Source organism: Xenorhabdus hominickii (assembly GCF_002632725.1).
Lineage (GTDB): Bacteria > Pseudomonadota > Gammaproteobacteria > Enterobacterales > Enterobacteriaceae > Xenorhabdus > Xenorhabdus hominickii.
This window is the reverse complement of the sequence record NZ_NJAI01000003.1, coordinates 341,033-366,651: the sequence shown is the minus strand read 5'-3', so window position 1 is coordinate 366,651 and position 25,619 is coordinate 341,033. Positions and strand designations below refer to the sequence as shown.

General features: G+C 42.8%; 23 protein-coding genes. 16 read left to right on the top strand and 7 right to left on the bottom strand.

What is annotated here, in order from left to right; translation table 11 throughout:
• Positions 1 to 37 precede the first annotated feature (37 nt).
• From clpX to bolA, 4 genes are all read right to left on the bottom strand, one after another.
• Positions 38 to 1,309 carry an ATP-dependent protease ATP-binding subunit ClpX gene (gene clpX / locus Xhom_RS11655; RefSeq protein ID WP_069316830.1) on the bottom strand — a complete coding sequence of 424 codons (1,272 nt, stop codon included), beginning with the start codon at positions 1,307 to 1,309 and terminating at the stop codon, positions 38 to 40.
• Between the two features lie 145 nt (positions 1,310 to 1,454).
• On the bottom strand, positions 1,455 to 2,078 hold the full coding sequence (gene clpP / locus Xhom_RS11650; protein ID WP_069316831.1) for an ATP-dependent Clp endopeptidase proteolytic subunit ClpP: 624 nt from the start codon (positions 2,076 to 2,078) through the stop codon (positions 1,455 to 1,457).
• A 258-nt stretch (positions 2,079 to 2,336) separates the two neighbouring features.
• Positions 2,337 to 3,641, bottom strand: a complete 1,305-nt coding sequence (gene tig / locus Xhom_RS11645; protein WP_069316832.1) for a trigger factor — start codon at positions 3,639 to 3,641, stop codon at positions 2,337 to 2,339.
• A gap of 373 nt (positions 3,642 to 4,014) precedes the next feature.
• Entirely contained in the window at positions 4,015 to 4,338 is a 324-nt protein-coding gene (bolA, locus tag Xhom_RS11635; RefSeq protein ID WP_069316833.1) for a transcriptional regulator BolA, read from the bottom strand.
• A gap of 239 nt (positions 4,339 to 4,577) precedes the next feature.
• Between bolA and Xhom_RS11630 the strand changes: the two genes are divergently transcribed.
• The 9 genes from Xhom_RS11630 (at position 4,578) to Xhom_RS11590 (ending at position 14,469) form a co-directional block, all read left to right on the top strand.
• A complete protein-coding gene (locus tag Xhom_RS11630) occupies positions 4,578 to 5,165 on the top strand; it encodes a lipoprotein (protein ID WP_069316834.1) in 588 nt (195 codons plus the stop codon).
• Between the two features lie 71 nt (positions 5,166 to 5,236).
• On the top strand, positions 5,237 to 6,766 hold the full coding sequence (gene ampG / locus Xhom_RS11625; protein WP_069316835.1) for a muropeptide MFS transporter AmpG: 1,530 nt from the start codon (positions 5,237 to 5,239) through the stop codon (positions 6,764 to 6,766).
• Positions 6,767 to 7,051: 285 nt separating this feature from the next.
• Entirely contained in the window at positions 7,052 to 7,819 is a 768-nt protein-coding gene (locus Xhom_RS11620) for a nucleoside-specific channel-forming Tsx family protein (RefSeq protein WP_069316836.1), read from the top strand.
• Between the two features lie 350 nt (positions 7,820 to 8,169).
• Positions 8,170 to 9,132: a cytochrome o ubiquinol oxidase subunit II gene (gene cyoA / locus Xhom_RS11615; protein ID WP_069316837.1), complete on the top strand. Its 963-nt coding sequence runs from the start codon at positions 8,170 to 8,172 to the stop codon at positions 9,130 to 9,132.
• 4 nt (positions 9,133 to 9,136) lie between these two features.
• The gene (cyoB, locus tag Xhom_RS11610) at positions 9,137 to 11,119 is read left to right on the top strand and encodes a cytochrome o ubiquinol oxidase subunit I (protein WP_069316838.1); all 1,983 of its coding nucleotides are present in this window, start codon (positions 9,137 to 9,139) and stop codon (positions 11,117 to 11,119) included.
• A complete protein-coding gene (locus tag Xhom_RS11605; protein WP_069316839.1) occupies positions 11,119 to 11,730 on the top strand; it encodes a cytochrome o ubiquinol oxidase subunit III in 612 nt (203 codons plus the stop codon). The genes cyoB and Xhom_RS11605 overlap by 1 nt, the downstream gene beginning before the upstream one ends.
• Complete coding sequence (locus Xhom_RS11600; RefSeq protein WP_069316840.1) at positions 11,730 to 12,062, top strand: cytochrome o ubiquinol oxidase subunit IV; 333 nt, start codon at positions 11,730 to 11,732, stop codon at positions 12,060 to 12,062. The genes Xhom_RS11605 and Xhom_RS11600 overlap by 1 nt, the downstream gene beginning before the upstream one ends.
• A gap of 12 nt (positions 12,063 to 12,074) precedes the next feature.
• Complete coding sequence (cyoE, locus tag Xhom_RS11595; RefSeq protein ID WP_069316841.1) at positions 12,075 to 12,959, top strand: heme o synthase; 885 nt, start codon at positions 12,075 to 12,077, stop codon at positions 12,957 to 12,959.
• A 142-nt stretch (positions 12,960 to 13,101) separates the two neighbouring features.
• Complete coding sequence (locus tag Xhom_RS11590; RefSeq protein WP_069316842.1) at positions 13,102 to 14,469, top strand: MFS transporter; 1,368 nt, start codon at positions 13,102 to 13,104, stop codon at positions 14,467 to 14,469.
• A 137-nt stretch (positions 14,470 to 14,606) separates the two neighbouring features.
• Here Xhom_RS11590 and Xhom_RS11585 read toward each other — a convergent pair whose 3' ends face one another.
• Positions 14,607 to 16,103, bottom strand: coding sequence for a glycosyl hydrolase family 18 protein (locus tag Xhom_RS11585; protein ID WP_069316843.1), 1,497 nt, complete (start codon positions 16,101 to 16,103; stop codon positions 14,607 to 14,609).
• A gap of 274 nt (positions 16,104 to 16,377) precedes the next feature.
• On the bottom strand, positions 16,378 to 16,869 hold the full coding sequence (locus Xhom_RS11580; RefSeq protein WP_069316844.1) for a YajQ family cyclic di-GMP-binding protein: 492 nt from the start codon (positions 16,867 to 16,869) through the stop codon (positions 16,378 to 16,380).
• Positions 16,870 to 16,977: 108 nt separating this feature from the next.
• Here Xhom_RS11580 and panE point away from each other — a divergent pair, with 108 nt between their 5' ends.
• Both panE and yajL read left to right on the top strand, forming a co-directional pair.
• Complete coding sequence (panE, locus tag Xhom_RS11575) at positions 16,978 to 17,892, top strand: 2-dehydropantoate 2-reductase (RefSeq protein ID WP_069316845.1); 915 nt, start codon at positions 16,978 to 16,980, stop codon at positions 17,890 to 17,892.
• A complete protein-coding gene (gene yajL, locus Xhom_RS11570) occupies positions 17,852 to 18,448 on the top strand; it encodes a protein deglycase YajL (protein WP_069316846.1) in 597 nt (198 codons plus the stop codon). Before panE ends, yajL begins: the two co-directional genes overlap by 41 nt.
• Positions 18,449 to 18,555: 107 nt before the next feature.
• Here the strand turns inward: yajL and thiI are convergent, their stop codons facing one another.
• On the bottom strand, positions 18,556 to 20,004 hold the full coding sequence (thiI, locus tag Xhom_RS11565) for a tRNA uracil 4-sulfurtransferase ThiI (protein ID WP_069316847.1): 1,449 nt from the start codon (positions 20,002 to 20,004) through the stop codon (positions 18,556 to 18,558).
• 243 nt (positions 20,005 to 20,247) lie between these two features.
• Between thiI and xseB the strand changes: the two genes are divergently transcribed.
• The 5 genes from xseB to Xhom_RS11540 all read left to right on the top strand — a co-directional run bounded on the left by xseB (position 20,248) and on the right by Xhom_RS11540 (position 25,351).
• Complete coding sequence (gene xseB / locus Xhom_RS11560; protein ID WP_069316848.1) at positions 20,248 to 20,505, top strand: exodeoxyribonuclease VII small subunit; 258 nt, start codon at positions 20,248 to 20,250, stop codon at positions 20,503 to 20,505.
• Positions 20,506 to 20,509: 4 nt separating this feature from the next.
• Entirely contained in the window at positions 20,510 to 21,442 is a 933-nt protein-coding gene (gene ispA, locus Xhom_RS11555; RefSeq protein ID WP_069316849.1) for a (2E,6E)-farnesyl diphosphate synthase, read from the top strand.
• A 109-nt stretch (positions 21,443 to 21,551) separates the two neighbouring features.
• A complete protein-coding gene (gene dxs / locus Xhom_RS11550; protein ID WP_069316850.1) occupies positions 21,552 to 23,417 on the top strand; it encodes a 1-deoxy-D-xylulose-5-phosphate synthase in 1,866 nt (621 codons plus the stop codon).
• A gap of 285 nt (positions 23,418 to 23,702) precedes the next feature.
• Positions 23,703 to 24,119, top strand: a complete 417-nt coding sequence (locus tag Xhom_RS11545) for a 2OG-Fe dioxygenase family protein (RefSeq protein ID WP_084023147.1) — start codon at positions 23,703 to 23,705, stop codon at positions 24,117 to 24,119.
• A gap of 5 nt (positions 24,120 to 24,124) precedes the next feature.
• Positions 24,125 to 25,351 carry an MFS transporter gene (locus tag Xhom_RS11540; protein ID WP_069316851.1) on the top strand — a complete coding sequence of 409 codons (1,227 nt, stop codon included), beginning with the start codon at positions 24,125 to 24,127 and terminating at the stop codon, positions 25,349 to 25,351.
• Positions 25,352 to 25,619: the final 268 nt, after the last annotated feature.

Below are 25,619 nucleotides of genomic sequence, written 5' to 3'. Positions count from 1 at the left end.
TGCGTATTGATAGTCGGTATTTCCTACCCTACTTTATTCACTCACCAGAAACTTGGGCATCTGGTTTGCTATATATCAATAATGGTGCAGACTTCTCTTGAACAACCTTTTCATCAACAACCACTTTTTCTACGTGTTCCATTGATGGCAGGTCATACATTGTATCCAGCAGAACACCTTCAACAATTGAACGAAGACCACGGGCACCCGTTTTACGGGCCATTGCTCTTTTCGCAATAGCAGTCAGCGCTTCGTTTCTGAACTCCAGTTCAACACCTTCGAGATTAAACAGAGCCTGATACTGTTTGGTTAGCGCATTTTTCGGCTCCTGTAGAATCTGAATCAGTGCATCTTCACTGAGTTCAGTCAACGTTGCCACGACCGGTAAACGACCAATGAATTCAGGAATCAACCCAAACTTGATCAAATCTTCCGGCTCAACCTGAGCTAACAATTCACCTTCTGTTGCTTTCTCAGATTCGCCTTTAACTGTAGCACTAAAACCAATACCGGAACTGACATTCAAACGCTGACTGACAACTTTATCCAAACCGGCAAAAGCACCACCACAGATGAACAGGATCTTCGAAGTATCAACCTGCAAAAACTCCTGTTGTGGGTGCTTACGACCACCTTGAGGTGGAACGGCTGCCACAGTGCCTTCAATCAGTTTCAGCAAAGCCTGCTGAACCCCTTCTCCCGATACATCGCGAGTAATTGAAGGGTTATCAGATTTACGAGAAATCTTATCTATTTCATCAATATATACGATACCACGCTGTGCTTTCTGCACATCGTAGTCACATTTTTGCAGAAGTTTTTGGATAATATTCTCTACGTCTTCCCCAACATAACCCGCTTCAGTCAATGTCGTGGCGTCAGCCATAGTAAACGGAACATCTAAATAGCGGGCGAGTGTTTCAGCCAACAACGTCTTACCACTACCTGTCGGGCCAATCAGCAGAATATTACTTTTACCTAACTCTACACCATTATTAGTGTCACCATTACGCAATCGTTTGTAATGGTTATAGACAGCCACTGCTAATACTTTTTTCGCCGCTTCCTGACCAATGACATAATCATCCAGATGTTGACGAATTTCATGAGGGGTAGGCAATGCGCTACGCTCACGATGTGGTACCAGCTCTTTAATTTCTTCGCGAATGATATCATTACATAAATCGACACATTCATCGCAGATATACACTGACGGGCCAGCGATTAATTTCCGTACTTCATGTTGGCTTTTCCCGCAGAAAGAGCAATACAGCAGCTTTCCTGAACCGTCTTTGCGCTTATCTGTCATCAGTCAACCTCACTTTATGAGCTGTTATCCCAGTTTATCTGGCATAACAGAAAAAACGCTGTTATTACTCCGCCTAAAAAGGCATCAACACAAGAAAACGCGCTGGAAAGGACAGGCGCGGAGTAATAAAATAATTATCAATAAATTAGCTGCGCTGGGTGAAAATATTATCAACCAGTCCGTATTCTACGGCTTCCCCGGCTGATAAGAAACGGTCACGTTCAGTGTCCACAGCAATCTTATCAAGTGGTTGCCCAGTATGTTTAGCCATCAACTCATTCATACGAGCTTTAACTTTAAGTATTTCCTGAGCATGAATTTCAATGTCCGTAGCTTGTCCTTGGAAACCACCCAATGGCTGGTGAATCATGACTCGGGAATTCGGCAAACAGAAACGCTTGCCTTTTGTTCCGGCTGTCAGCAGAAATGCTCCCATTGAACAAGCCTGCCCCATACAAATAGTACTCACATCAGGTTTGATAAACTGCATCGTGTCATAAATAGACATGCCTGCCGTTATAACCCCACCCGGAGAGTTGATATATAAATTTATATCTTTTTCTGGATTTTCTGCTTCCAAGAATAACATTTGAGCGACGATCAGGTTCGCCATATGATCTTCAACTGGTCCAGTCAGAAAAATAATACGATCTTTTAATAAACGGGAGTAAATATCGAATGCACGCTCCCCACGTGCTGTTTGTTCTACCACCATTGGCACCAAAGACATGTTAGGTGCATATTGATCTTGCTTGCCACTGTATGACATTTCCGTCTCCTAATAGAACTCACGCTGGTGCCATTCATAACTGATTCTACTTGAGATAAGCGATGATGACCATGATTCAAAGTTAACTAACAAGGGGCTTTTCCCCTTTAAAAAGTAGTAAGCCCTTACATAATAGTAAGAAAGGATATGAGGTTAAATCTGTTTTTTTCAAGAACAATAAAAAACCCGCAAGCATAGCCTGCGGGTTTACTCATTGAGAGTGAGACTTAATCATCTCTTACAATCAATTAATGAAACTTATGCCAGTTGATTTTGGTTCATAAGGTCATTGAAGCCAGTTTCTTTTTCAGAAACTTTAGCTTTGCTCAGAACAAGTTCCACAGCCTGCTCTTCCAGAGCAATATTGCGAATGTTGTTCATCATTTCTTTGTTTTTGCTGTAGTATTCAACAACTTCAGTCGGATCTTCGTAAGCTGCAGCCATCTCTTCGATCAGCGTTTTAACACGCTCTTCGTCGACTTTCAGCTCATTGCTGCTGATAACTTCGCCTAACAGCAAACCAACAACTACGCGACGTTTTGCCTGTTCTTCGAACAGTTCACGTGGCAGTTCCAAAGCTTGTTTCTCATTGCCACCGAAACGCTGAGCAGCCTGACGACGCAGTACATCGATTTCACCATCAACAACAGCAGCAGGAACGTCGATTTCGTTAGCATTAACCAAACCATCAAGAACCTGAGTTTTGATACGGTTACGAACGGCATTTTTCAGTTCACGTTCCATGTTCTTACGAACTTCGGCACGCAGACCTTCAACAGTACCATCAGCAACACCAAAACGTTTGATGAATTCTTCAGTCAGTTCTGGCAATTCACGCTGTTCAACTTTTTTCAGATTGATTACAAACTTCGCAGCTTTACCTTTCAGATTTTCTGCGTGGTAATCTTCTGGGAAAGTAACGTCGATGGTAAATTCTTCATCAGCTTTGTGACCAACGATACCGTCTTCAAAGCCAGGGATCATACGACCCTGACCCATTGCCAGAACGAAATCAGTTGATTTACCGCCTTCGAATTCTTCACCGTCGATAGAACCGGTGAAATCAACAGTTATGCGATCTTCTGCAGTTACTGCTTCGTCAACTTCTTTCCAATTTGCTTGCTGCTTACGCAGAGTTTCCAGCATTGTGTCAACATCTGCATCTTTGACTTCAACAACAGGTTTTTCAACTTCAATTTCTTCCAGACCAGTCAGTTCAACTTCTGGATAAACTTCAAACTCAACAGCATAAGTGAAGTCTTCACCTTCTTTAAACTGCTCTGGTTTGTAACTTGGTGCGCCAGCTGGATTGATTTTCTGCTCAATGATCGCATTAACGAAATTACGTTGCATCAGATCACCCAGAACATCCTGAAGAACAGAAGCGCCATAACGCTGCTGAACGATCTTCATTGGCACTTTGCCCTTACGGAAGCCGTCGATACGGACTTTCTTTGCTACATTAACCAATTCACTGCTAATTGCTTTTTCGATATCGGCAGCAGGAACGGTGATTGACACACGACGCCCAAGGCCTTGAGTGGTTTCAACAGAAACTTGCATCTTGTTACCTCAAAAAAATCATAGTGCTCGGTCAACTTCAGAATAACTGCAATACCTAAGCTCACAGTACTCTTTAAGAACCGGGGCGGTCGCATTTAAAAACCGAGAATCCCTGTGATCAGAAGCGTCCCGAAACCATTCTAAAAATTTAGACGCAGCATTATAGCGGCGCAGACAGTATGAGTCGAGAATTGCAGACACAAAGCATGCATGATTCGTTAACTTATGTGATAAACGTTGCTCAATGACTCCATTACGCTATTGTTTTTATGCTATCGTCATATAAACAAAAATACAGCCCGAAGGCTGTCATCTAAAATTAAATCTAGATTAATAAAATAAAACCAAACTGGCTATTGGATATACCGGAAAATCATAAAGTTGACGTCGTTGTACTCCCACCACGACATGCTGGTGAAGCTAAAAAGGTATCTTCCAATTCTGCCCACTCCTTTTCCGTATAAGTATGAAGTGCCAAGGCATGAACACCTTCTTCCAGCTCTTTAGCCAAGACGCTGTAGACTGAACGATGACGGCTGATCATTCTCTGTTCAACAAATTCATTGCTTATCAGAATAACTTTAAAATGGCTTTCAGAACCTGCTGGCACATTGTGACGATAACTTTCGTCGCTCACTTCCAGATGAGAAGGCTTAAATGCCGCCTGTAATTTTGTTTCTATTTCCTGACGAACCATCTCATTCTCCTTTATCACCAAAGGTTATTTAGCAACCATATAATTGATTCTAGTTTATTTCCCGTGATCTATAGCATCAGGGTAACCAAATATTTTTAATAGAATTTGATTAAGGTATTTCTCCCTATATTTCAATCATTAGGGATATGCCGCTATCAATGGCGATGCTATGATTGCGACGATTTATACTACCTGTATTACTATATCGGGTATCCGTACCTTGAATTGAGAAAACCTAAATGCTAAAGAAAATATTTACTTCATTGATTACGCTTTTCTTTTTAGCTGGCTTAACTGGCTGTGCAGATTCTGGCAATACATTGAACATTCAACCCAAAATTACCCTGCCACTAGCCGACCCAACTATGAAAGCGATCACAGTCAGTATTAGTGGGGCCGACCATCGACAATCTCAAGCCCTCGCCCAAATTAATCGCGATGCAAGATTGATCACTCTAGTTCCTTCCCGTGATTTACGCTTTTTACTGCAAGAAGCCCTAGAAAAGCAAATGGTCGCTCGCGGATATATGATCGGTTCTCCTGCCGATGCCAATTTGCAGATCATTGTCAATCAGCTATATGCCAACGTGAAAGAGGGGAGCCTGCGCCATGATATTTCAACAAAAACAGAGATCTCCATTATTGTCTATATGCAAGACGGTAGTAAACAAACCAAAAACTATCGTACTAGCTACAATGTTCAGGGGCCATTAAGTGCCACAAACGCCAAAATAGCTGAAGCAGTAAATACTGTCTTATCTGATGTGATCGCAGACATGGCTCAAGACCCGTCAATCAGCACCTTCATCAAACAAAACGTTCGCTAACCAGATAATGAGCAAACTTTCTGCCTGATTCGAAGAAAATGAGATGATGTGCAGAAAGTTTTGGAGGGCTCGTGACTAATCATCGTTATTTCAACCTACCTGCATTACGCAAATACCGAACCCTTCTCTTACTGGGTTTTGCCTCTGGTCTACCTCTTGCGCTTACGGCTGGAACATTACAAGCATGGATGACTGTCGAAAACATCGATATTAAAACTATCGGTTTTTTCACTTTGGTTGGTCAGGCTTATGTTTTTAAATTTCTTTGGGCGCCAGCCATGGATAGATATTCGCCCTCATTTCTGGGGCGACGACGGGGATGGATGCTCGTTACTCAGCTTTTACTGATAGTCAGCATTGCAGCAATGGGTTTCCTCCAGCCATCCCAACATTTATGGTGGCTCGCTGCATTGGCTGTTAGTGTCGCCTTTTTCTCTGCTTCCCAAGACATCATTTTTGACGCTTATAAAACCGATTTACTCTCACAGGAAGAACGGGGATCAGGTGCCGCAATTTCGGTATTGGGTTATCGACTGGCGATGCTAGTTTCCGGTGGATTGGCTTTATTAATGACCACCTATATCAGCTGGCAAAGTATATATTGGGTTATGGCAGGTATAATGCTGATTGGCATTTATGCCACCTTGACAGCAAAAGAACCAGAAATTAACGCTGCACCACCAAAAACATTACATCAAGCCGTATTTGAACCCCTATCTGATTTTTTCAATCGAAACAATGCGTGGTTGATCCTGCTATTGATTGTGCTATACAAACTGGCGGACGCTTTTGCCATCTCCCTAAGTACAACATTTCTGATCCGAGGTATTGGCTTTAGTGCACCAGAAGTCGGCATGATCAACAAAACCCTCGGCTTGGCCGCCACTATTGTTGGCGCCTTGTATGGGGGCTATTTAATGCACAAGTTGTGCCTATTTCGTTCACTGATGATATTCGGCATCCTCCAGACTGTTTCAAACTTTGGATACTGGATACTTGCTGTCACACCAAAAGATATATACACAATGGGTGCCGCTGTCTTTCTGGAAAATATCTGTGGTGGCATGGGTACAGCTGCATTTGTTGCCCTATTGATGACCTTGTGCAATAAATCATTTTCAGCGACTCAGTTTGCCCTGCTTTCTGCATTATCTGCTGTTGGACGAGTGTATGTTGGCCCTGTAGCAGGATGGTTTGCTGAAACACATGGCTGGCCGATGTTTTATCTATTTTCTGTTATCGTCGGATTACCCGGGCTTTTACTATTATTGGCATGCCGTAAGACACTGACCTATACCCAAAAGACCGAAGATTTTATTCCCCGAACACTATTTGGCAACTATTACCGACTGGCCTTTATTACCATGATAGGCGCCACTCTACTCTTTGTCATTTGGCTAGTCCTAAGCATTCTGCTATTCATTACAGAGCATGTGGTAATTTATTTACCTTCTAATTTTCAAGCATATCTTTTAAATATTCACCATGTTAACGACGTAATATCCCCAATGTTGTCATGGAGCTTGGCAATAGGCACTCTGGGAGTCATTTTAGGAGGAATTCTGGATTATTTTGCTCTGAGGAGAACTAACCTCGCTTAACCTATTCGCTAACTTCTCTGTTTTCCTAACTATAACGCCGATATAAGCGTTCGATTAAGACAAACATTTACAACAAAAGGCTGAAATAGTTCAGCCTTTTGTTCACTGATTTTAGTGATAAATATCACAATAAAAATAAAAAATCGCAATTATGTGACTTGAAAAACATTTTTCCCAGAACGGAATTATTTATATTTACAATAATAAATATTACTATTTAGGCGCATTATATTTCGTTCTATTCTAAATATATTTAACCACCTTAAGACCATATAAAGGGAATTTATGAAAAGACATATTTTGACACTCACCGCAGTTGCTACTACCTTGGTTTCTGCTTCTGCATGTGCGGAATACCAGTGGGGGTTTGCCAATGTCAGCATGAACTACCTTGATTGGGCAAAACACACTACTCAGAAAACCGGACAAACGTCCCACAAAGACGATTTTGCTTATCTGGAACTGGAAGGCGGTGCTGGGTTCAGTTGGGGTGAACTATATGGTTTTGCAGATTTAGAAAACACATTTAATAGTAAAACTGCACAACCGGGTGACAATCAACGTTACACCTTCAAAACTACAGGCCGCGTCTATCTAGGTGAAACAGGATTCAACTTGTATGGTCATGTCTATGGAACCTATTCACTGCCAGGTAAAGCTAACGGTGGCAACTTCCATGAAGTCAATACCCTCTACGGCTTAGGCTACAATGCTAATCTTGCGGGTCTTTGGTTCAAACCTTTTGTCGCACTACACTATGTTGACCAAACTTTCTACTCAGGAAATAACGGTTATGTCGTAGGCTGGGTTGCAGGATACGATTTCAACCTTTGGGAACAAAAATTCAGTGTCACAAACTGGAATGAAATTGAATTCAATCGCAATGAGCGCTATGGCAATGGAGGACGCGAAGGCGTTAATGGTGCGATTGCGTTATGGTGGACTCCTCATCCCTCTTTCACAACAGGGGTTCAATATCGCTATGCAGATAACAAATTGGGTGAAGATTTCTGGCAGGATGGTATTGTTTATAGTGTAAAATATAACTTCTAAAAATTAATTTAAGGGTGGGTAGCTAATGGCTGCTCATCTCAATTAATAAGTGGTAGTTATCTAAAAGAATCACAAGCGTATTCTGGTAATTTTTTCTTTGATTTTAATCAAATTTTTTTCTTTTAAAATAGATAGTTAAATTTAAGAAGTTGTCTGTTTTGATTTATTGGTTAAGATAACAACCCGAAATTAATATTTTGTTAAATCTTATATCACATGTGATCCCACCAACATAAAAAGCCTACAAGCTAACTTGCTTCCATTACAATTGTTTACACTCCGGTAACCTTACCGTAGAATGCCCCCACTGATGAAACGACAATAAAGCTTTTGTTATCTGGGGTCGCTCAATGAGACTTATGAAATACAAAAAAACTATTGGGTTATCGTCACTACTCGCAGCCACTTTAATGCTAAGTGGTTGTGATATGGTATTGATGAATCCCAAAGGGGCGATCGGCGTTGAGCAAAAAACGCTGATCCTTACAGCGTTTGGCTTGATGCTGATCGTTGTTATCCCGGCAATTGTAATGGCAATCGTTTTTGCCATGCGTTACCGGGAAGCCAATAAATCTGCAACTTATCGTCCAAACTGGGCACACTCAAATAAAATTGAGCTTGTCGTTTGGACTGTGCCTATCCTGATTATCATCACTTTGGCAACTATTACATGGAAAACGACTCATGAGCTCGATCCATATAAGCCATTAGTGAGTGATCAAAAACCGGTGACAATTGAAGTTATTTCCCTTGATTGGAAATGGCTGTTTGTCTACCCAGAACAAGGTATTGCAACTGTAAATGAAATTGCATTCCCTACTGGTGTCCCGGTTAACTTCAAAGTCACCTCAGACTCTGTGATGAACTCTTTCTTCGTCCCACAGTTAGGTGGTCAGATTTATGCGATGGCAGGTATGCAGACAAAACTGCATCTGATTGCCAATGAACCAGGCACATATAACGGAATTTCAGCAAGTTATAGTGGTGCAGGTTTCTCTGGCATGAAATTCACTGCAACAGCAACTCCTGATCGTGCAGGTTTTGATGAATGGGTGCAAAAAGTAAAAGCATCATCTAAAACCCTGGATACCGTTCAAGCATTCAATGAATTGGCTAAACCTAGCGAAAACAATCCTGTTGAATACTTCTCAAGCGTAAAACCTAATCTTTTCCAAGAGACTATCGCCAAATTCATGGGTGACATGGGCCATGGTATGCATGGTATGGCGGCTCACGGCAAAACAGAACATGGTGACGCTGCGGGTCATAATATGAATATGAGTCAGCCGGCTCATGCAGGTGTTGAGGAATAAAGGCATGTGGGGAAAATTAACACTGGATGCGATCCCATTACATGAACCCATTATTGTGGTGACATTGCTTGGGATACTTCTTGGGGGACTGGCAGTTGTTGGTTCCTTAACTTATTTACGTAAATGGAAATGGCTTTGGAGTGAGTGGTTAACCAGCGTTGACCATAAGAAAATCGGTATCATGTATATCGTCGTTGCCATGGTGATGATGATTCGTGGTTTCGCTGATGCCATCATGATGCGTGGACAGCAAGCACTGGCTTCCGCTGGTGAAGCAGGTTTCCTACCTCCACACCATTATGACCAGATCTTTACCGCCCACGGCGTTATCATGATCTTCTTCATGGCGATGCCTTTCGTCGTCGGTCTGATGAACATTGTGGTTCCACTGCAAATCGGGGCTCGCGACGTTGCTTTCCCATTCCTGAACTCACTGAGTTTCTGGTTGTTCGTTGTTGGTGTCGTGCTGATCAACCTTTCCCTCGGCGTAGGTGAATTCGCACAAACTGGCTGGCTGGCCTACCCTCCACTTTCGGGTAAACTATACAACCCTGGGGTCGGTGTTGATTATTGGATATGGAGTCTCCAGCTCTCCGGTATTGGTACATTGCTGACAGGCGTTAACTTCTTCGTGACCATCCTGCGCATGCGTGCACCAGGCATGAGCATGATGAAAATGCCAGTTTTCTCATGGACCGTACTGTGTACCAACGTACTGATTATTGCCGCATTCCCAATTCTGACAGTCACCATTGCACTGTTAACTCTGGATCGTTATCTGGGCACCCATTTCTTTACCAACGATATGGGCGGCAACATGATGATGTACATCAACCTGATCTGGGCTTGGGGACATCCTGAAGTTTACATTCTGGTTCTGCCTGTCTTTGGTGTCTTCTCTGAAGTCACGGCAACGTTCTCGAAAAAACGTCTGTTTGGTTATACCTCTCTGGTATGGGCGACAATTGTTATTACCATTCTGTCATTCATTGTATGGCTGCACCACTTCTTTACGATGGGTTCTGGCGCGAACGTCAACGCCTTCTTCGGTATCGCCACGATGATTATCTCTATCCCAACTGGGGTTAAGATCTTCAACTGGCTGTTCACCATGTACCGTGGTCGTATCGAATTCAAAACCCCAATGCTGTGGACTGTTGGCTTCCTTGTCACTTTCTCCATTGGTGGTATGACTGGTGTTCTGCTGGCAGTACCTGGCGCGAACTTCGTTCTGCATAATAGTCTGTTCCTGATTGCTCACTTCCATAACGTCATTATCGGTGGTGTGGTATTCGGCTGCTTCGCAGGTACAGCTTACTGGTTCCCGAAAGCGTTTGGTTTCACACTGAACGAAAAATGGGGCGTTCGTGCATTCTGGTTCTGGATCTCTGGTTTCTTCGTTGCCTTTATGCCTCTGTACGCACTGGGCTTCATGGGTATGACTCGTCGTTTGAGCCAAGATATCAACCCTGAATTCCATCCACTGCTGGTCGTTGCAGCAGGCGGCGTTGTCTTAATCGCACTGGGTATTCTGTGTCAGGTTATTCAGTTCTACATCAGTATCCGTGACCGTGAACAAAACCGCGATTTGACCGGAGACCCATGGGGTGGCCGTACTTTGGAATGGTCAACTTCATCTCCACCACCATTCTATAACTTTGCTGAAGTTCCACACATTCAGACTCGTGATGCATGGTGGGATATGAAAGAAAAAGGCATTGAATATAAGCGTCCTGCTAAATATGAAGAAATTCATATGCCTAAGAATACCAGCGCAGGCATCATTATTAGTGCGTTTTGTTTGATCTTCGGCTTTGCCATGATTTGGGATATCTGGTGGTTAGCTATCGCAAGTTTCGCTGGCACAATCATCACTTGGATCGTGAAAAGTTTTGACGAAGATGTTGATTATTACGTTCCTGTAGCTGAAGTCGAGAAAGTTGAAAATCAGCGTTACGAAGAACTGAGAAAGGCAGGTGTGAAATAATGTCGACTCAAACACTTAATAACACAGCCGCCCATGATGCACATGGGCACCACGATGTAGGATCCATGAAGGTATTTGGCTTTTGGATCTACCTGATGAGTGACTTGGTTCTGTTTGCAACCCTGTTTGCCACTTATGCCGTGCTGGCAAACGGCATAGCAGATGGCCCATCGGGTAAACAAATTTTTGAATTACCATTCGTACTGGTAGAAACCTTCCTGCTACTGTTCAGTAGTATCACCTATGGTTTCGCCATGCTGAGCATGAACAAGGGTAAAATCGCTCAAGTTAATTTGTGGCTGTTCGTTACCTTCCTGTTCGGGCTTGGCTTCGTTACAATGGAGGTTTATGAATTCCATAAACTGATTTCAGAAGGTTTTGGTCCTGATCGCAGCGCATTCCTGTCTTCCTTCTTCGCATTGGTTGCGACTCACGGTATTCACGTAACTTGTGGTCTGATCTGGATTATCATCATGATAATTCAGGTTTCACGTCGTGGTCTGACTGAAGTGAATCGTACTCGCCTGAACTGTTTGAGTCTGTTCTGGCACTTCCTTGATGTAGTATGGATTTGCGTATTTACTGTCGTTTATCTGATGGGAGCTATGTAATGAGTCATCCAAATACTTCTCATTCCGGCGCCAGCCACGGTAGTTTCAAAACCTATATGATTGGCTTTATCTTGTCAGTCATATTGACCGTGATCCCATTCTGGATGGTGATGGAGGGCACTGCTTCACCCAGTACAATCCTCGTGACAGTGATCGCGATGGCTGTCGTTCAGATCTTTGTTCATTTCATCTGCTTCCTGCATATGAACACATCGTCTGAAGAGCGCTGGAATCTAGTTGCCTTACTATTCACATTACTGGTCATCGCTATCGTTGTTGTTGGCTCTCTGTGGATTATGTACAACCTGAACATCAATATGATGGTTGATTAAGGGTTGATTTGAATGATTAAGCAATACCTGCAAGTGACCAAACCAGGAATTATTTTCGGAAATCTAATTTCTGCGATTGGTGGTTTTCTACTCGCTTCCAAGGGCGTAATAGATTACCCCTTGTTCTTTGCTACGATGGTCGGGGTATCGCTGGTGGTAGCATCAGGTTGTGTATTCAACAACTATATCGACCGCGATATTGACCGCATCATGGAAAGAACGAAAGAAAGGGTCCTTGTAAAAGGGCTTATCAATCCGAAAATTAGTCTGATTTACGCCTCAGTGTTAGGTATTGCTGGCATGGTGCTGCTCTATGTAGCAGCCAATGCCTTAGCAATGCAGTTAGCTCTCATCGGGTTTATCATTTATGTTGGGGTTTATAGCCTCTACATGAAAAGAAAATCTGTTTATGGCACGCTGGTTGGTAGCTTGTCAGGCGCAGCGCCTCCCGTGATTGGTTACTGTGCAGTAGCGGGACACTTTGACACAGGTGCATTGATACTATTATTGATCTTTAGCTTGTGGCAAATGCCCCACTCTTACGCCATTGCTATTTTTCGGTTCAAAGATTACCAAGCGGCTAATATCCCAGTATTACCGGTGATTAAAGGCATTTCCGTAGCGAAAAACCATATCACTCTGTATATATTAGCCTTTATGGTTGCCACCTTGATGCTGACAATCAGTGGCTATGCGGGTTATAAATACCTTATCGTAGCTGCCGCAGTGAGTATCTGGTGGTTGGGTATGGCATTGTCAGGTTATAAAACCTCTAATGACCGTGTATGGGCCCGTAAGTTATTTCTGTTTTCTATTGTTGCTATCATGTCATTAAGCGTCATGATGTCTGTAGATTCATCTGCATCTCCAGAAAACTTACTAGCTTACGCCTGGTAATATCAGATGGCAGGATTTACCCTGCCATCTTTTCCTTTCTCTTATCCCTTTATTCAATGGCAATTTATTCGGTTACAAGCGTGCTTTTTTAGTTTTCTTCCTCACCTAAGTGAAATATCCTATCAGATTTTTTGAGGTATCCATGAACGATAATAAAATGACTCCGCTTGAACTTCGGGCGACATGGGGTTTAGGCTCCGTTTTCTCTCTGCGCATGCTAGGCATGTTCATGGTTTTACCTGTTCTAACGACCTATGGTTTAGAATTGCATGATGCGACAGAAGTACTCATCGGGATAGCCATTGGTATCTACGGCTTAACACAGGCAATATTCCAAATTCCATTCGGGCTACTTTCTGACAAAATTGGAAGAAAACCATTAATTATTGGTGGACTGCTCATTTTTGTATTAGGCAGTATTATTGCTGCATTAAGCGACTCTATCTGGGGTATCATCGTAGGAAGAGCCTTACAAGGTGCAGGAGCAATATCCGCCGCAATCATGGCACTAATTTCCGATTTAACCCGTGAACAAAATCGAACAAAAGCCATGGCATTTATTGGCATTAGTTTTGGTATTACGTTCGCCTTTGCTATTGTTGTCGGCCCCATTATCACTCACCAAATTGGCTTAAATGGTCTGTTTGGAGCAATCGCTATCTTGGCTGGTTGCGGAATTTTTATCACGCTATTTGCGGTACCAAATACACAAAAACATGTGCTAAATCGCGAATCAGGCATTGCCCGTGGTAGTTTTCGGCGTGTACTTTCAGATCCTCAATTGTTAAAACTCAATTTTGGTATTCTCAGTTTGCATACCTTATTGATGTCGAGCTTCGTTGCCCTCCCTCTTGTCATGGAAAAAGTGGGGTTTCCATCGCAACAACACTGGAAAGTGTATTTAACTACCACACTCATTTCTTTTGTTGCCGTTCTGCCTTTTATCATCTATGCGGAAGTTAAACGCCGTATGAAGCAGGTATTTTTGCTTTGCATCGGTATGCTATTCATTGCTGAAGTCGTTTTATGGTTACAAGGAGCGCATCTTTGGGGGATCTTTGTAGGTATTCAAATCTTCTTCCTTGCATTTAATATCATGGAAGCTATTTTACCTTCACTTATCAGCAAAGAAGCACCAGCAGGTTACAAAGGCACTGCCATGGGTGTTTACTCGACCAGTCAATTCCTTGGTGTGGCATTAGGAGGCAGCCTTGGAGGGATGCTGTACGAATGGCAAGGTGCATCGCTTGTGTTCATAGGTGGCATTGTGTTGACTGCACTGTGGTTTATTATCAGCCTAACATTGCGACAACCTCCTTATGTCAGCAGCATCAGACTCGTGTTGCCCGAACAATTACACAAGCCTGAGGTCTTGGAAAAAAAGATATTGGCGCAAGCAGGCGTAAAAGATGCCGTCATTGCACCAGAAGAGCAGAGTGCTTATGTCAAAGTCGATACCAAACTGACTGACCGCGAACAATTAGAGCAAATTGTATTATCTCATAAATGATTTGCTGTATTCGTTACGCTTTAGAATTTGCAACAAAAAAGTACGGTGCTAGCCATCATTCACCAACACCGTACTCTTTAATCTGTAAAAATTTAAGTCACTACTGTAATCGCTTAGAATTGCTCAGAAAGAAAATATTATTTGCTTGTTTTCCCTTTATAATAGAAAGGTGCCATATCGATCTTTTTAATCAATAATGGGCATTCTAAACCTTCTCGAGCCGCATTCACCAATAACCCACGATCTTGATCTGCAGTCCAAGTGAAAACGCCACCCAAATTCTTTTCCAAAGCATATTTGGCTTTTGCTTTCACTGTACGTGGTGTATCGATTGACAAGAATAACTTACTAGATGAATTATAAAGATAATCTGCATCTGCGACTTCATCTGTATAAAGAGTAAATAAGTTTCTATCTTTTCTAGATTCTAGATCGAGGTAATTATATATTGTGTCATACCACTCCGTTGAACCAGATTCAAATGTTCCGGTCGTCGTTCCGTTTCCTGGATGATAGCTTCCCGACAACGGTGAATAATTGGTAATATCGACATTTTTTGCATTACGGGAATATCCCGCATAACCAATATTAATTGCCTGAGATGGCACCCCGACACTCAGTAAATATTCAACAGCTTTTTCCACACTGTTTTCGCTACCTGGATAACGGCGTAAATTAGTATGATGCATTAATTTATTTGCCCACGGCGTACCAAAGAAATCATAGGTCATGACATTAATGCCATACAATCCCGCATTTAATAACTCAGGTATTCTGGATTTCTCCATGACTGCGGGGACAGCGGAACAAGCAATACTGATTTTAATATCAGAACGGCCCGCACTCTTGAATTCCGTAGATAAATCGCTAATTAAACTAATATAATATTCGCCATCTTTATCATCATGTGGATTATTATTTCCTGACGCACCAGGATATTCCCAATCAATATCCACTTCAGTAAACATTGGGAAACGGTTAAATATATCTATCAAACTAGAAATAAAAGAGGACTTTAATTTTTTATCTCTGACCATATTGTAAAAACCATTACTCATGGTCCAACCACCGACACTGAATGACATTGCTAAATCATGCCCTTGTGCCTTTGCTGCCCCTTGTACTTTTGCCAATCCACCCAATATACCCATAGCTTTGGCTTGATTGAAATCTCTGGGCATCTGAATGTCTTGCCACTTAGGGAAAGTACAGTTTACATAAGATTGGCAATCGCCCCATTCATCGGTAAAGGTGACTTCTCCATTATTGTAGCGAGCAAACTTCGGTGCTGCCCGAGAAATTAAAGATCCCTTCTCACCTTTATCGCCTAATATTCCACAGAAACCAATAATCAGTTTGTCATAGGCAAAAGGATTATCTAAGAAGTGTTGTAAATCAATACCTCTTCCCCGGGCCGAAGGGGTTTGATTGCCTTGCAGGCGGCTATCATATTGTGACCAGTCAGTATAATACCCAATAACTTTAGGTTTATTTTTAACATTATATTTATTATAAACGGGTAAAGAAACTCTCCCCGATGTATAACTGAATTTTGTTGTTTCTGTTGCCGGATTAAAATGATCTAAACGGTAAGATTCTTCACTGAGTGGATCTATTTGAGTTAACTTGGACATATACTCCCCTTTTTTTTGTAAAATTAGAATTACATGTCTGACTGAATAAAATCAGCAATCATCCTAGCTCACGCAACGTCCATTTTATACATCATCATTTATTAGTATTATATTATGAAAAAATAGAAATTTACTCTGAAATTATTTTAAATAAAAACAATCAAATTTATTTGATTAGAAATTAATTAAGGAAAGCATTAGTAATTATTGAAATTACTGTGCTTCCCTTAAATATACTGATTAATCCTAAAAAAAATACGTCGATTACCGAAGGTTAGTCACGGAAATTAGTAAACTGGAAAGGCTGACCTAGTTCAGCACCGCGAACCAATACAATCACACTTTGCAGATCATCGCGCGCTTTACCCGTTACACGCACTTGTTCACCTTGAATTTGTGCCTGCACTTTCAGTTTGCTGTCTTTAATCAGCTTCATAATTTTCTTCGCCAACGGTGTATCAATACCTTGCTGTAGCGTTGCTTCTACACTGTATGTTTTACCGCTGTGAAGCATATTTTCGGGAATATTGAGTACCGTACCATCAATTCCACGTTTGGCGAATTTTTCACGCAGAATATCAACCAATTGGTTCACCTGAAAATCAGATTCACTCGCAATTTTGACTGATTCGTTCTTTTCGTTTAATTCAAAACTCGCGCTGACGTTACGGAAATCCCAACGACTGGTTAACTCTCGCTGTGCATTTTCTACTGCGTTACGCACTTCCTGCATATCAACTTCTGAAACAATATCAAATGATGGCATTACCCGTCACCTCCTGCTAATCAATAAGTCGGAATGATAACCGCTTTCCATTGTTGGCAAAAGACCTATACTCGAGGACTTAGTGAAAACGTTCCGCAAGGAAGAAATATGAAAATAACCGTTCTTGGCTGCGGCACTATAGGCAAGCTATGGCTTGCAGCTTTATCCTCACAGAACCATAGCATTCAAGCATGGCTAAGGGTTCCACAAGCTTCTATTTCCATCCAGCTTAAACATTACGATGGTAAGATATCTCACCAGCAATTCCCTGCCAATAACGAAAAACACCTCGCAGAAAGCGAATTACTTCTTGTTTGTTTAAAAGCATGGCAAGTTTCTGACGCTATTAATAACCTTGCTCCCAAACTTTCCCCTCGCTGCGCTATTTTATTATTACATAATGGAATGGGAACACAGGATGAGCTCTTACCTTTACTTAACCCCATTTTACTTGGTGTGACAACTCACGCTGCTTACCAGAAAAATGGCATTGTTTATCACAAAGCACAAGGTATGACGCATATTGGTTCCGCGACAATTAATGCAGATAAACTCAGTGGATTAGCCGATGTTTTGCACAGTGCCCTACCCGATGTGGCATGGCATAATAAAATCTACACTATCAGTTGGATGAAACTTGCCGCTAACTGCATCATTAACCCACTCACTGTGATGTATGACTGCAATAATGGGGAGCTGATGAATCACCGCGCGCAAATTCAGTTATTGTGTGACGAAATTCACTATGTCATGAAACATGATGGTATCCACACGACCAAACAAACACTGATTGATTACGTCATGAATGTGATTGAGCAGACAGCCGAAAATTATTCATCTATGTTGCAAGACATACGAGCACAGCGGCATACAGAAATAGACTATATTACGGGGTTTTTACTGCGCCGAGCTCGTATACACGGTTTGTCACTCCCCCAGAATACTATTTTTTATCAAAATATTAAGCGTAAAGAGGAAGCATATGAACGCCTCAGCCCTCATTTGTCTGGCTCACGGAAGTGAAGAAATCGAAGCCGTCACCACCATCGATTTGCTTGTTCGAGCCGGGATTAAGGTGACCACAGCCAGTACCGAAACAGATGGTACTCTCACATTAACTTGCTCACGGGGTGTCAAACTCGTGGCTGATATCCCTTTAGTTGATGTGGTTGACGAAGATTTCGATGCTATTGTCCTGCCCGGAGGAATAAAAGGTGCCGAATGTTTTCGTGACAGTCTGCTGGTAGTAGAAAAAATCCGAATCGCACAAAGTCAGGGAAAAATCATTGCAGCAATCTGTGCCTCTCCCGCGATCGTGTTAGAACATCATCAACTTTTTCCCATCGGAAATATGACGGGCTATCCCAGCATGAAGGATAAGATCGCACCAGAAAAATGGATCGATAAACGGGTTTATTTCGATGAAAGAGTCAATTTATTGACCAGCCAAGGGCCTGCCACTGCTTTTGACTTTGCCTTGAAATTGATTGAATTATTGAAAGGTAAAGATAAGGCAGCAGAAATCGCTGCTCAACTCGTTTTACCACCGGGTATCAATAATTACCAAACTGCGCAGTAATCACCTAACGGTATAGCAGGGTACGAGTAGGGCATGAGCCATAAGGCCCGATACCCTGCTTTTAGTTAAGATGCTGTAGCTAATGTACTGTAAGTTAAAGTATATAGTTAAGGCCGATACACCTTCACATTATCGAAACCTTGTTCACGCAGATAAAGTGCCTGTAAATGGCTCATCACGCCACGTTCGCAATAAAGCAAATACGTTTTCTCTTTTGGCAGATCACCAAACTGACTGCCCAATTTGTAGAAAGGCAATGAGTGAATTTCAATATTACTCATGCTCAACGGGCGATCATCCTGCTCATCTGGAGAACGGATATCCAACAGCACATCATCAGAAGAAAACTCAGTCACGGTTTCCACTTCAACAACCTGCTCGCTGGTCTGCTCTGCAATTTGGCGAATATCCACATTCTGAGCTTCACTGACAACTCGCTCTAAGATGCCGAAATCAAAATTATTTTCTTCCGCTTCAATTTTGGCTTTAACAGCTTTCACTGTTGGACTTTTTGAGATCACACCACAAAATTCAGGCATAGTACGGGCAAAATCTTCGGTGCCAATCTCACGAGCCAATTTAATAATATGCTCTTTATCGTGAGAGATCAGAGGACGCAGGATCAAAGTATCAGAAGCATTATCAATCAACCTTAAGTTAGTCAACGTCTGGCTGGATACCTGCCCCAATGCTTCACCCGTTACGATCGCCTGCACACCATAACGCTCTGCAATTTTGGAAGAAGCTCTGACCATCATTCTTTTAAGCACGACGCCCATTTGCCCATCATCAATTTTTTCCAAAATTTCAGCCACAACTGGCTCAAAATCGACAGCAACAAAACGAACTTTATGGGAACTGCCGAAACGGTTCCACAAATAATGGGCAACCTGCTTCACCCCGATTTCGTGGGCAGAGCCACCAAGATTGAAGAAGCAGTAATGCACACGGCAGCCGCGGCGCATCAACATATAACTGGATACGCCGGAATCAAACCCACCGGAAATCAAAGACAGTACATCTTCCTGTGTACCGATAGGAAAACCACCAATCCCTTCATGGCGGGCTTTAACCAGAATTAATGTATCCTGATCAATCTCTAAATTGACCGTTACATCTGGCTGGGTCAACTTCACTTTGGCAGATTCAATATGTTGGTTCAGCCCACCACCCACATAGCGTTCCACTTCATTGGACGTAAAACTGTGTTTGCCACGGCGCTTCACACGGACACAAAATGTTTTTCCATGCAATAAATGACCATAGGCTTCATAGGATTGTTCAAAGATATGATGCAAATCGCGAAAATCTCGCTCTTCGACTTGCAGGATATGGTGAATACCCGGAATACGTGTTAGTGCATCACAAATTTCTGCACCAAGGTTATCATTTTTAACTCGAACTTCGATATTATCCCAATGGCGAACAACAGCAATGCCCTCACCAAATGTTTTCAGTACATTGCGGATATTGCTGGCAAGAATTTTAATGAAACGCAACCGGACGGTTTGGCTTTTGATCGTGATTTCTGGGAATAATTTAATGATAAACTTCATAGTAAGATATAGTAGTCATTCAATGTTGAACTGTCACAAGCAATACCAATGATTGTTCATAAGGGTTCAGTTAGATAGGGCAAAGAGTATAACATCATCTCGCTATATCGCCTGTAAAAAAATCGTCTGTAAAAAAACAGTGGTAACGCATGATTTATTTTTCTTGGTGTAGTAGGGTACTCTTCTATTCTGTGACGAACTGGCTTTACTGTAATTCGTTAAATAACCATACGTTAAATCATTATGTCTAAAGCAAATCAAACATCAGATACCAAACAAATTCCAGCATTTGAAACTTCCCTGAAAGAGCTGGAAGAAATTGTTATTCGGCTGGAATCAGGGGAACTCCCGTTAGAAAATGCGTTGAATGAGTTTGAGCGCGGTATTCAACTTGCAAGACAGGGGCAGAAAACTCTCCAGCAGGCGGAGCAGCGAGTGCAAATTTTATTGAGTCAAGACGCACAATCGCCACTTGATGAATTTTCGTCCGATACTGAGTAAATTTATGCTTGAACAATACGAGACTCCTTTTAAAGAGCAATCTTTCGAAAAGAAACTGCGGGCTTGTCAGCAACATGTAAATGACAAGTTGATGGCAACCTTTTCTTCATTACCCTTTTTGAACAGCCCATTAGGCACAGCAATGCAGTATGGTGCAGTTCTGGGTGGGAAACGGCTACGTCCATTTTTAGTTTACAGTGTGGGAGAAATGTTCGGCCTCTCCCAAAAGAGTCTTGATGCCGCAGCCCTCGCCTTAGAGTGCATTCATGCTTACTCATTGATCCATGATGATTTGCCTGCAATGGATAATGACGATTTACGCCGCGGTCAACCCACTTGTCACATCAAATTTGGTGAAAATCAGGCCATTTTAGCCGGTGATGCATTACAGTCTCTGGCCTTTGAAATTCTGGCAAAACAAGAAATGCCGGATGTTGCCTTAACCGATCGCCTTACCATGATTGCTGAACTGGCGAATGCCAGTGGTTTTGCCGGCATGTGTGGCGGACAATCGCTGGACTTGGAAGCGGAAGGTAAACAAATCGATCTTGCTTCACTGGAACAAATCCACCGACATAAAACGGGTGCATTAATACGTGCAGCCGTTCGGTTGGGTGCTTATAGCGCAGGGCAACGTGGCCGTGAAGTTCTGCCCCTGCTGGAACAATATGCCCAAGCCATTGGCCTCGCATTTCAGGTTCATGATGATATTTTGGATGTCATTGGCAACACTGAAGTTATTGGCAAGCGTCAGGGCAACGACCAGCAACTTAGCAAAAGCACCTATCCAGCCTTATTAGGTTTGGAACAAGCCCAGAAAAAAGCGCGGGATCTGTATGAAGAAGCAATCGCCGCACTGACAGAGTTGGAAAAACAGTCATATAACACCACAACCTTAAAGGAACTGGCTAGTTTTATCATTGAAAGAAACAGCTAAAAATCAATAAAAAGCACCTAATGGGGTGAACCCAAAAATTACACATTGAGAATAACAGGGTTCCTAATATTCAACTTCTAACGGATATAGCATTTTATACAGGCATAGCATGAGCATTGATATCGCGAAATATCCAACATTAGCATTGGCAGAAACTCCGGAAGAGCTTCGCCTGCTACCTAAAGACACTTTGCCAAAGTTATGCGATGAACTGCGTCAATTTTTATTGAACAGTGTCAGCCGTTCCAGTGGTCACTTTGCTTCCGGCCTTGGTGCTATCGAATTAACTGTCGCACTCCACTATGTTTATAAAACACCTTTTGACAATTTAGTCTGGGATGTTGGTCATCAGGCCTATCCACACAAAATTTTAACCGGACGTCGTGATCGCATCGATACCATTCGCCAGAAAAATGGTCTTCATCCTTTCCCGTGGCGAGATGAAAGTGAATATGACACGCTGTGTGTCGGCCACTCATCCACTTCAATCAGTGCTGGCCTGGGGATGGCTATCGCAGCAAAACACGAGGATAAAGGCCGTAAAACAGTCTGTGTCATTGGGGATGGTGCCATCACAGCAGGCATGGCTTTCGAAGCCATGAACCATGCAGGTGATATCGATCCCGATATGCTGGTTATTCTCAATGACAATGAAATGTCTATCTCTGAAAACGTAGGGGCGTTGAATAACCATCTGGCACAATTGCTGTCAGGCAAACTCTATACCACCCTGCGTGAAGGAGGAAAAAAAGTCTTTTCCAACCTTCCTCCAATCAAAGAGTTACTGAAAAAAACCGAGGAACATCTCAAGGGTATGGTCGTGCCCGGAACCCTGTTTGAAGAGCTTGGTTTTAACTATATCGGGCCTGTTGATGGTCATGATGTACTGGCGCTGACCCAAACCTTAAAAAATATGCGCGAACTGAAAGGGCCACAATTTCTGCATATCATGACCAAAAAAGGCCGTGGTTATGCGCCAGCGGAAAAAGACCCCATCGGTTGGCACGCCGTTCCAAAATTCGATCCGGCTGTCGGCTCCCTGCCCAAAAGTGCAGACACTCGTCCGACATTCTCCAAAGTTTTTGGTGACTGGATCTGTGAAGAAGCGGCCCATGATAAAAAATTGATGGCAATCACACCAGCCATGCGTGAAGGTTCCGGCATGGTGCGTTTTTCCCGCGAGTATCCTGAACAATATTTTGATGTTGCCATTGCTGAGCAGCATTCCGTCACCTTTGCGGCTGGTTTGGCCATCGGTGGCTACAAACCCATCGTTGCCATCTACTCCACCTTCCTGCAACGCGCCTACGATCAGGTGATCCACGATGTTGCCATCCAAAACCTGCCTGTCCTGTTCGCTATCGACCGTGGCGGGATTGTCGGTTCTGATGGGCAAACCCACCAAGGCGCATTTGATCTCTCATTCCTGCGTTGTATCCCCAATATGGTGATCATGGCACCAAGCGATGAAAACGAATGCCGCCAGATGCTGCATACTGGCCATCACTATCAGGGCGGCCCAGCGGCGGTGCGCTATCCGCGAGGAACAGGCACTGGAGCTGAACTCCAGCCATTAGAGGCACTGCCGATCGGCAAAGGTGTGATACGCCGTCAGGGAGAAAACATTGCCATCCTGAACTTCGGTACCCTACTGCCCGATGCGCTACAGGCCGCAGAAGTTCTCAATGCGACCGTTGTGGATATGCGTTTTATCAAACCAATGGATAAAGAACTGGTACTGGAAATGGCATCCAGCCATGATTTACTGGTGACCTTGGAAGAAAATGCCATCATGGGTGGAGCAGGTAGTGGTGTTAATGAGATACTGATGCAGGAAAACCAGCCAACACCAGTATTAAATCTCGGTTTACCGGATTACTTTATACCGCAAGGTACTCAAACAGAGATCCGCACAGATTTAGGCTTGGATGCCAGCGGTATCCAACACGCCATCGAAAAATATCTGGCTAAATAGCTCCAAAACGGATGGGGATAATACTCATCCGTTTCTTCTCCACATCAATACATTCCTACTCAGATTATTCCATTCCCTCTATCTTATTTTTCCTCCCTTATTTTTCATTCTTATTTGTCATCAAGATTATCCAAAATACTTACCTAAAACTCATTAGTTATAACAATCTTTAATACACCAAATCTGTAAGAGTTTTTCCAATTCTGAAATAGCCCACATTAATTTAACTAAAAACAAAGAAAATAAGCCCCTAAATTAAAAGGCTATTAGCCTAAAAAGGAATTTATTTCCCATCCTCTAATGCAAAGCATACTTATGACCGACATTGCGATTTTAGGAGATCGGTTAACGAAAGATCATCACTATGCAATTGATATTCACCAATTCCGTGTAAAAACGCAGTCTGGTCGGGAAAGCCCCACGACTTCCGGTATTCATCAGGACGGTCAAGATTGGATCTTTATGCACTTTATTCACAGCCACAATACCGAGCCGGTCATTTCCGAAGTTCACGCAACGGCTGATGAAGCACCACCTTTATTGCACACCGCACTGGAGTACTTTCTGGAAACACTCATAATAAATGATAAACGTCTTTATCATCGGGCAAGCAATGTTCGGCAAATATCTCCTACAAATATGGCATATCGGGATCTATTGCTGGTAACCTTCCGGCAACTTCCTGAACAACAAAAGAGCTAACAATAATGTCAAGCCGGGAAAATAGTTTAAATTTGCGTTGGACTGGTCTTAATGCCTTACTTATCGTCAGCGCCCGATTTGTCTCCGATTTTGGCGCATTTCTGAATATGGTGGCGCTCTCCACCTATGTTTACCTGCTCAGCAATAGCGTCATGCACGTCAGTATTTTTCTTGCCTGCCGTGTTGCAGGTGGCATCATAGCCAGCCTGATTGGCACTCGATTTTTCAGACGATTTACGGGAAGATGGCCGCTGGTTTTTTTTGATCTTGTGCGCGTCATTTTACTCTCCCTATTATTGGTGATCCCCACATCACAGCAATTATTGACCTTACCGGTGATCACTTTTGGTATTGGCTTAGGCAACTCCATGTTCGCTATAGGTCTAAACAGCCAGTTACCATATTGGGTACACGCTTCTCAACGCATCTCAACTAACTCTTGGCTGACATCTGTCGCCGCCACAGGAGCAGTATTTGGTAGTCTCGTATCGGGGCTTCTGGTCGCAAGTAGCGGTTATGAAATGGTATTCATCATCAATATCATCACTTACCTGCTGGCAGCGGTCCTGATCATACCCCTACGTTTCCTCTCCTTACCGGAGCAGAAAACGCCAAGAGAACTAGGTAACGAATGGCAGGAATTACGTCAGGGTTTACGTGGTGCTCCCATGTTGGCGGGAATGTTATTTCTTAGTCTGGCCGATACACTGGGCAGTGCTGCCCACAACGTCGGCTTTCCCATCATTTCTAAACTCCTGACTCCCAATAATGCCAGCACTACAATGGGCTTACTGCTAGCAACATGGGCAATAGGCAAATTCAGTGGTGCACGACTGGCTAGCTACCTGCTCCGCAGCCGCAACCTATTAAAAATGGAGAAACTCTTCTTTCTCGGTGTCGCTTTGATGTCGACCGGATTTATCCTTACTTTCCAACAAAGTAGCCTATTCTGGCTACTGCTGTTTGCCACCTGGGCGGGTATTGGTGATGGAATTGCTGAAGTCAGCCTGATTTCACGGGCACAAAGTGAACCGGAAAGTTTACGGCTGCCGATTTTCAGTTTGTTGACGTTGTTACAGATGACCGGCTTTGGGATAGGCATGTTACTGGTCGCCCCATTCTACGTTTGGCTCCCCCCTTCCATCGTGATTTTGATATTCCACGGCTTGCCGTTAACGGTCTTAATATCTGTCTTAATTTGGGTAAAACGTTTTATGCCGGATAAAGCATAAGTTTTATACCGAATAGATTTCAACATCAAAGTAAGTGATGACATCTTTTTTTTTGGAGAAATAAATGGATATTTTCATCGAAAAAAGCATCTTAGCGTTAGGTGAAGTAAAATCGGAATGATTCCATCTCACTCCAGTCACCTAGTTATTTATTAAGGCCCAGTTCATGACTCAACAACCACCTACTAAAGTAGGTGGGTTAGTGATTAACGGACTGAAAGTCCGGATACGCATCGGCTGAACGATGCGTCAATTATCTACCCTGAAG